The following is a 7,514-nucleotide window of genomic DNA, read 5'->3' as shown; positions in this document are numbered from 1 at the left end:
CTGGAATGAGGGTACCGTTTCAGGCCAAGTGAAGGATAAGAAAGTAAGAGTGGGATGACAATACCAAAAGAGACCTCCAAGAATGGAGGTCTCCTATTTGCAAGCGTTCGTTATTCAAACGGACTTAAACGCCGATTTTCGTAACGTTTGCAGCCTGCGGTCCCTTTTCTCCCATTACGATTTCAAACTCTACTTCCTGTCCTTCTTCTAGCGTCTTGAACCCGTCCTCCACAATCGCTGAAAAGTGTACGAACACGTCCTCTCCGTTCGGCTGCTCGATAAAACCATAACCCTTGCGCGCGTCAAACCACTTAACTGTTCCAATTGCCATGTAACTAAATTCCTCCTGAGAGTGTAGTACGACAAAACAAAGCTTCGTCCTGTCTATGCCTAACGTATCACACCAACCTTGGTTTGTCAAGAAGCGCATTCTGCTGCCTTTGCCAAGTCTTCATCTGGCAAGGCTTAATAAACCCGTTGCCACTCCCGGGCGGAAAGAAAACATAGGTAGCCTTCCGCCACGTGCCAATTCTGTAGCTTCAACGCCTCCCGATAAAGCTCCACCTGCCTTTGGTAAATCTTTCGGCGCCGGGGAATGGTCTCCGGTTGATCGGTCTTAAAGTCCACCAGCACCCACTGTTGAGAAAACCGATCCAAGAATAGGCAGTCCACCACCCCTTGCAGCACGATGAACTCCTCCACAGAGCCGCCAAGAAGAGTGCCGGCTGGGAGTTGGCAGGTAAAGGCCAACTCCCGTTCCACCCGCAAGGCCTTTAACAAGCGCTTGCCCACATCCGTAGCAAAGACGCTCACCAAAGCCTCCACGTCGATGGCCCCAGCCTCCTGGGGAGTGAGCAATTCCCTTTCCACCAGGCGTACCAACTCCTGGGCGATCCATCCTGCGTCCATGGGATCCTGAAACCTGAGGTGTTGGAGGACCCTGTGCATGGCGGTACCAAACTCGGCTCCGGTCAACCCCTGCCTTTGCATGAAAACAGGCCGTCGGGGATACTGCAGGCCCGCCCGGGCCAGCCAAGACTCGCTCTCCTCGGAGGCAGCCTGTTTCGTCACCTCGGTTACCGTCACCTTCGCGGGAATTCCCACCACTGGTATGTGGTCATACTCCCAGTTAAGAACGTCCTCAATCTGTTCCCACAGACTCTGGTCTTCACCACCCGTCAGGTCCAGCTGCTGTGCAGTCACCTGCTCCTCCAACAGCACCAGTTCCTCGCCCTGCCACCACTTGACCTGCCATTGGGACTGGGTATCGTCGGCCAAAGCAGTCCCTTGGGTGGTCCCGGCCAATCGCTGCAGCTCCCTACTATCCCCATGGCGGATCAGGGCGGGACCCAGCCAATCCAGATAGGAACGGGCCCTAATCCGCATACTCACCGGCAGTTTCCACTGACTGCTTCCCAACACCCGGGACCAACGGGCGACGCTTTCCGCCAGGTCTTTTACCGTCCCCACCAGGATTAGGTGATCCCTCGCCCTCGTCAGGGCCACATAAAGGATCCGCAACTCCTCGGAGAGGGATAAAGCATGTTTTTGTTGCCGGAGCAAGGCCCGGGGCAGTGAGGAGTACCGATACCGGTTCTCCAAGTCGGCGAGGACGGGACCCAAGCCCAACTCCTTGGACCAGAGGATGTCCGCCCGCAGATCCCTCAAGTTGAATTCATTGCCAAGGCCGGCCACAAAGACAATGGGAAATTCCAGCCCCTTGCTCTTGTGGACACTCATAATCCGCACCACGTCGTCCTTCTCCCCCACGGTACTGGCGGGGGCCATATCTTCACCACTCCGCTGCAATTCCGCGATAAACTCCAAGAACCGCAAAAGACCCTGTCTAGAAAACTCCTCAAACTGCACGGCCCGACTGTACAAAGCCCGGAGATTAGCCCGCCGCTGGGCTCCCCCAGGCAAACCGATGACATAATCATAATACCCCGTCTTCCGGTAAATACCCCAAATCAGTTGACTTAGGGGACAGCGCCGGGCCATGTCGCGGAATTCCGCCAGTTGCGCCAAGAACCGGGCCACCTTGGGCTGGGTGCTGTTTTGTAAAAGGCAATCATAGAAGTCCCCGTCTCGGACGGTAAGACGTAGCTTGGCCAGTTCCTCTGGGGAAAGACCCACAATAGGCGAACGCAGCACCGCCACCAGGGGGATGTCCTGCCGCGGATTGTCGATGACCTTCAACAAAGAGAGGATCGTCTGCACCTCCGTGGCGCCGAAATAGCCCTCCCCCAGCTCCACGTAGGCGGGGATCCCACACCGTTCGAAGACCTCCAGGATCCGGTCGCTTTTGCCCATGGCCCGCAACAAGATGACAATATCGGAGTAAGCGGCGGGCCTGACACATTTTTGTCTTTTGTCGTAGACTGGCACCTTCCCCACAATCTCGCGAATTTGGGCCGCCATCACTAAAGCCTCCCGGTGCACGGCCTCCAATCCCGGCTGGGAAAGCTCCTCCTCCAATTCTCCCTCCACCAGATGAAACTGGCAGCTTCCCTCCACGGGACTTTCCTCCCGGCCGCAAACCAGCTCCGCCTGCTCATCGTACTCCAATTCCCCCACTTCCTTAGAGAACAGCTGACGGAAGATGTAGTTGACCCCGGCGACGATGTTGCGGTGGCAGCGGAAATTAACCCTCAGGTTCACCCGTTTCTCCTTTGGACCCGCGGGGGTAAACCGCTGGTACTTCTCCAGAAACAACCCGGGATCCGCCAGCCGAAACCGGTAGATACTCTGTTTGATATCCCCCACGAAGAACATATCCGCTTCCGGAGCACAACGATTGAGAATCTCCTCCTGCACCCCGTTGATATCCTGGTACTCATCCACCAGGACATACCGGTAACGACCCGCCAGGTCCTCCTGAACCTGGGGCCTTTCCAAAAGCTCCAGGGCATAGTGCTCCAGATCCGAAAAGTCCACCTTGCCTTGGCGTAGTTTTTCCAGTCGGTAGTCTCGGCCGAACTCCTTGACCAAATCCACCACCACCGACATCTGTTCATGGCAGCGGGCCAGCTCCTCACCAAGACCCGCCGGGCGCAAGTAGGTGGTTCTTACCGCGTCAATGATCTTTTTGGCATCGTCCCGCACCCGCTGGACCTCGCTTTTAACCTCTTCCACCGGATCCTTCACCCGGGGAAGGCGGGCAAAGGAAGCATCCCCAATACTCCGCTGTAGACCAGTCCAATCCCGGGATCGGGCCCGTTCCTCCAGGCCGCTGAACATAGTCATTTCCGTAGCCAGCAAATTGGCGTAGGCCTCCTCCCCGTGAGCCCGGCACAAACCCTCCACATACCGGTAATCCTCCATCAGGCAAAAAAGTTCCCTAGCCACCTGGTCACAGGCCATATCCTGCCAGAACTGGGGATTATGGAAATTTCCTAGGGCCTGATCCAGCCATCCCTGCGGATCCGGCAGACTCACACTGAAGTCATACAATGCTAGGATGAGACCTTTGAGAGCCCCGTCGGTATCAAAGCCGCCAAAGGAGTCCACCACCGCGATAAACCCCGGGTCCCCCTCCTGGTAGCGCCGGTTGAACAACTCCTCGATAATGTCCCGCCGCAGCAGCACCGCTTCCGCTTCATCCAAGACCCGAAAGGCCGGATCCAAATCCAGCTCATAGAAATACCGGCGCAGGAGGCTGAGACAAAAGGCATGGATGGTGGAAATGGAGGCACTATCCAAGAGAGTTAGTTGCAGGGCGATCCGCTGGTCCTCGGGATACTGCTGCAAAGCTTCACTGAGCTTCTGTCCGATTCGCTCCTTCATCTCCCGGGCCGCGGCCTCAGTAAAGGTCACCACCAACAATTGGTTCAAGTCCACCGGCTGAGCTGGATCCGTAATCAACCGGAAGACCCGTTCCACCAAAACCGCGGTCTTCCCTGCCCCCGCGGCCGCGGACACCAAGAGATCACAGTCCCGCGCCCGAATGGCTTCCCATTGTTCCTTAGTCCATGGTGCTGGTATCATCCTGTATCAACTCCCAGACCTGTTGATCACTGAAGGACTTAAGCTCCCGATAGGCAAAACCACCCACATTGGGTTCAAAGCAACACACACTGGGATAATCACAATAACCGCAGGGGGTTTCTTTCTTCAGGCGATAGGGAGCCACCGCCACCTCTCCCTGCAGCCACTTTTCCACCGATTTCACCAATTTCCCCCTTACCCACTGGGCTAACCGTTGGAATTGGTCCCCTTCATACAGGTGTCCCGCTTCCCGAAGGGTTCCGTCCTTTTTCACCTGCACGCCCTGCAGAAGTTGGGAATAACCCTGCTCAACGGGATCCATCAGTTGGATGGCCTCCACATCCTTCAACAAAAGCCCTGTCATGGCCACCTGTTTTATCCTCTTCTGTAGGGCCTCCTCGGCACTAAGGGGACCGTCCGCCGACACAAACCGATCGGTGATGGGAAAATAGAGGACACCTGCGGGCCGCAGGTGCGGATATTGCTCCAACACAACAAGCATGTAGACCATCAGCTGCAGGGCAAGTCCATGGTAAACCTTGTCCAACTCTAACTTCTTTCCGCTACTTTTGTAGTCAATGACCCGCACCAATCCTCGTTCCCTACAAACGTCGATACGGTCAATGCTTCCCCGCAGCACGATGGTCTGACCGTCCACCTCCAACTCTAGCCCCGGCCAGCTCCCCCGATAGCCAAAGCGCTGCTCATAGGCTACGGGCCGAAACCGGCCCAGCTGGTCATGGCGGGTAAGAACCGAGACCGCCCACTGCAAGGTCTTTTCCAAGGTTCGGCCGTAATAGGTCAACGTAGGCGCCGCTAAGCGTACCTCCTGGGCCAGCCGCTCCATCAGCTCCCCGACGATCTCCCGCACCAGCTTCTCCGCCTGCTCTGGCTCCACCTCCCGCCAAGTCAATCCAAGGGACTGCAACCGTCTCCCGTAGCTACTTAAAGCCTCATGGAACACCACGCCCCGGTGTAGGGGAGTAAACCGACGTTCATCGAGGGGGCGGATCCCCAGGCCGTACTGGAGAAAATGTCGGAAGGGACACGCGGCGAAAGCCTCCGCCTGGGTGACACTGGCGACAGGAGCGTACAGTTCCCGGGCGACGGCTCCACTGAGGGGCTGCGGCCGGGGATCCGCGGTCAAGCTGGAAAGAACGTAGGCTACCACCTCCCCGTAAGACTTCCGCAGACGGTGGTAAAGCCCCCGCAGTGGGTTGGGTACCGCCTGGCCCGTCTGTCGCAAGGTAGCCAGAGCCCCCGTCAAGTTCACCACCACTTCCTGCAAGTTCACACTTTCCCGCAGCCGGTCCAGATAGAACTGACCTTGGCCCGTAAAGGCACTACTTTCCGGCCGGACCACTTCTTTCAAGGTAAGCTTAGGAAAGAGCAGGCAAAGCCGGTCAATAATCCGGGACGGACCAAGAAAACGCCCCTGGTCGTCGTTTTGGGCATAGCTGAGGTGCAAAAAGCGCGAGGATCTGGTCAGGGCAATATAGGCGAAGTATTGCTCCAGGATCAACCGTTCGCTGAGGGTGTGACCGAATTCCACCCCCAGTTTGGCCAGCTGGCTGCGGTCATCGTCATTGATCAGAGAATCAAGCTCTTTACACCGGGGAAACTCTCCATCGCACAAACCCAGGACAAAGACTGCCTCTAGTTCCGGCTGCCGAGACCTTTCCACAGAACCTACTAACACTTGGTCCAGGCCCAGGGGAATGAGACCCTGCTGCATCTGCTCCAAACCCGCTTCCATAATAACGGCATATTCCGCCAAATCCAGATATTCCTCCCCGAGCACCTGCACCATCTGTTCCATGACATCAACAAAGACATCCCACACCCCAAGGTGGGTCTTGGCATTGAGGAGATCACCCTGGGCCGCGGCCCCTTGGCTCCACCTGGCTAGCCGATCGGGCACCTCCAGATCCACCAACCATCGATAAAGGATCTCGGTCCGCTCCCGCACTGTCTTTGGTTGTCCCAGGGCCTGGCAGAGGGGCTCCACCAATTGCAACACTTTCTTCCTGATCCCATCGAGGACCGGGTCCCTCCAAGGCCGTTCCCATTGTCCCCTTTCGGGCTGGGCCTCCATACAGTACCGATCCAGTAGATCGATCTCGTCCATGGGGATAGTCGTCAGATCGGTTTTGAGCAAACGGAAGAGGGGATCGGGAGCAATACAGTCTTGGGCCATTTCCAAGGCCGCCCGCACCAATTCCGCCAAGGGATGGTGGGTCACCGGCCGCCGTCGGTCAAGAAAATGGGGAATCCCATAGTCGGTGAAGATATCGTGAACGAGTTCACCATAGGGACCAAAGTCCCGAAGGATCACCCCAATCTGGCGGTAGCGCATCCCCCCCTGCACCAGCTGCACGATCCGCCGGGCCACGATCTCCACCTCGTGGCGTCGATCCGCTGCGGCTACCACCTCAATACCGGAAACCTCCCCTTGATAGGCACGACCATTGGGGGCAACGAAATTCTCCTCTAGATGGAGCAAAGCGGGGTTCCGGAACCGCCGGGGACGGGGGAAGATGGGACCCAGGGAAATAGCGACCCCTTGCTCCTGGGCTAGCCTTCGACATCTTTGGTAGGTATTCCAAACCGGGTAAAAGGGATTGGTCTCCCAGGGGATGGAATGGAGCAGTTGCGGTTCCAAACAAAGACAAATGCGGACCTCCTTGGCGTGCCGCATCAACGCCGCCAACACCTTATATTCCTGGGGTGTAAAGCCGGAGAATCCATCAAGCCAAAATTCCGCCTGCCGCACAAAGGAAGCGGAACAGGCCTCGGCCAAAAGGTCTAGGGCTGTATCGGGATCAAAATAGCCTTGCTCCAGGTACTTTAGATAGTCTTCATACAACAGCACCACATCATGCAGTTTCTGATCCAGATAGGTTCCCGCCGCGGGGAGCTGCTTTAAATCTTCCAGGGAAATATCCCAGTTGCAAAGTTCCGTGAGTAGCCCCGCCAAATACTTGGCAAATCCCGGGTACCGCCCCACCCGCTGAAAGGCTTTCAGCTCCGGCAAGCGCTGGTTTACGATCCGGCGCAGGAGCATCTGCTTTCCCAACTCCTCCACCGGCGGATTGATGCCACCCCCCTCTAGGGAGAGAATGTGACTGGCCAACCGCCGAAAACTAAAGACCCGGACCCGGCTGAAACAGGGCAGACCACAGGCCAACAATTGCCGCTCCACCTGGAAGGTAGCCTGATCCGGCACCAACATCACCAACGGTGGGCCCATAGGGTCTTCCTTAGCCCGTTGTGCGATACTGGTGATGCAATAATGGGTTTTGCCGGTCCCTGCCCGACCCACGATGAAGGAAACGCCCATACAAACATCCCCCTTCTTTCTTCACTTTTCTAGAGCTAGGACCAATTTCCTGCTTGTTCCAGCTGGGGTTTTGACATAAGCCCAGGGAAAAAAAGAAAGAACGTGTGCTAAGTTGACCGTTCGATCCCATATCGTTCCAATATTTCATCTGGCGTGCCAAGCTCCTTTGGCAGTAGTCTCACCGTGT

At 56.7% G+C, this 7,514-nt stretch carries 3 protein-coding genes; all 3 read right to left on the bottom strand.

What is annotated here, in order from left to right; translation table 11 throughout:
* Window positions 1–124 precede the first annotated feature (124 nt).
* Window positions 125–331 carry a cold-shock protein gene (locus GXX57_00120; GenBank protein HHV43059.1) on the bottom strand — a complete coding sequence of 69 codons (207 nt, stop codon included), beginning with the start codon at window positions 329–331 and terminating at the stop codon, window positions 125–127.
* A gap of 134 nt (window positions 332–465) precedes the next feature.
* Window positions 466–3,987, bottom strand: coding sequence for a helicase-exonuclease AddAB subunit AddA (gene addA, locus GXX57_00115; protein ID HHV43058.1), 3,522 nt, complete (start codon window positions 3,985–3,987; stop codon window positions 466–468).
* The gene (locus GXX57_00110) at window positions 3,965–7,327 is read right to left on the bottom strand and encodes a hypothetical protein (protein HHV43057.1); all 3,363 of its coding nucleotides are present in this window, start codon (window positions 7,325–7,327) and stop codon (window positions 3,965–3,967) included. The genes addA and GXX57_00110 overlap by 23 nt, the downstream gene beginning before the upstream one ends.
* Window positions 7,328–7,514: the final 187 nt, after the last annotated feature.

It is taken from the genome of Bacillota bacterium (assembly GCA_012839765.1).
Taxonomy (GTDB): domain Bacteria; phylum Bacillota; class Limnochordia; order DUMW01; family DUMW01; genus DUMW01.
Note: the sequence above shows the minus strand (reverse complement) of the source record. Positions and strands in the feature narration are given on the sequence as shown.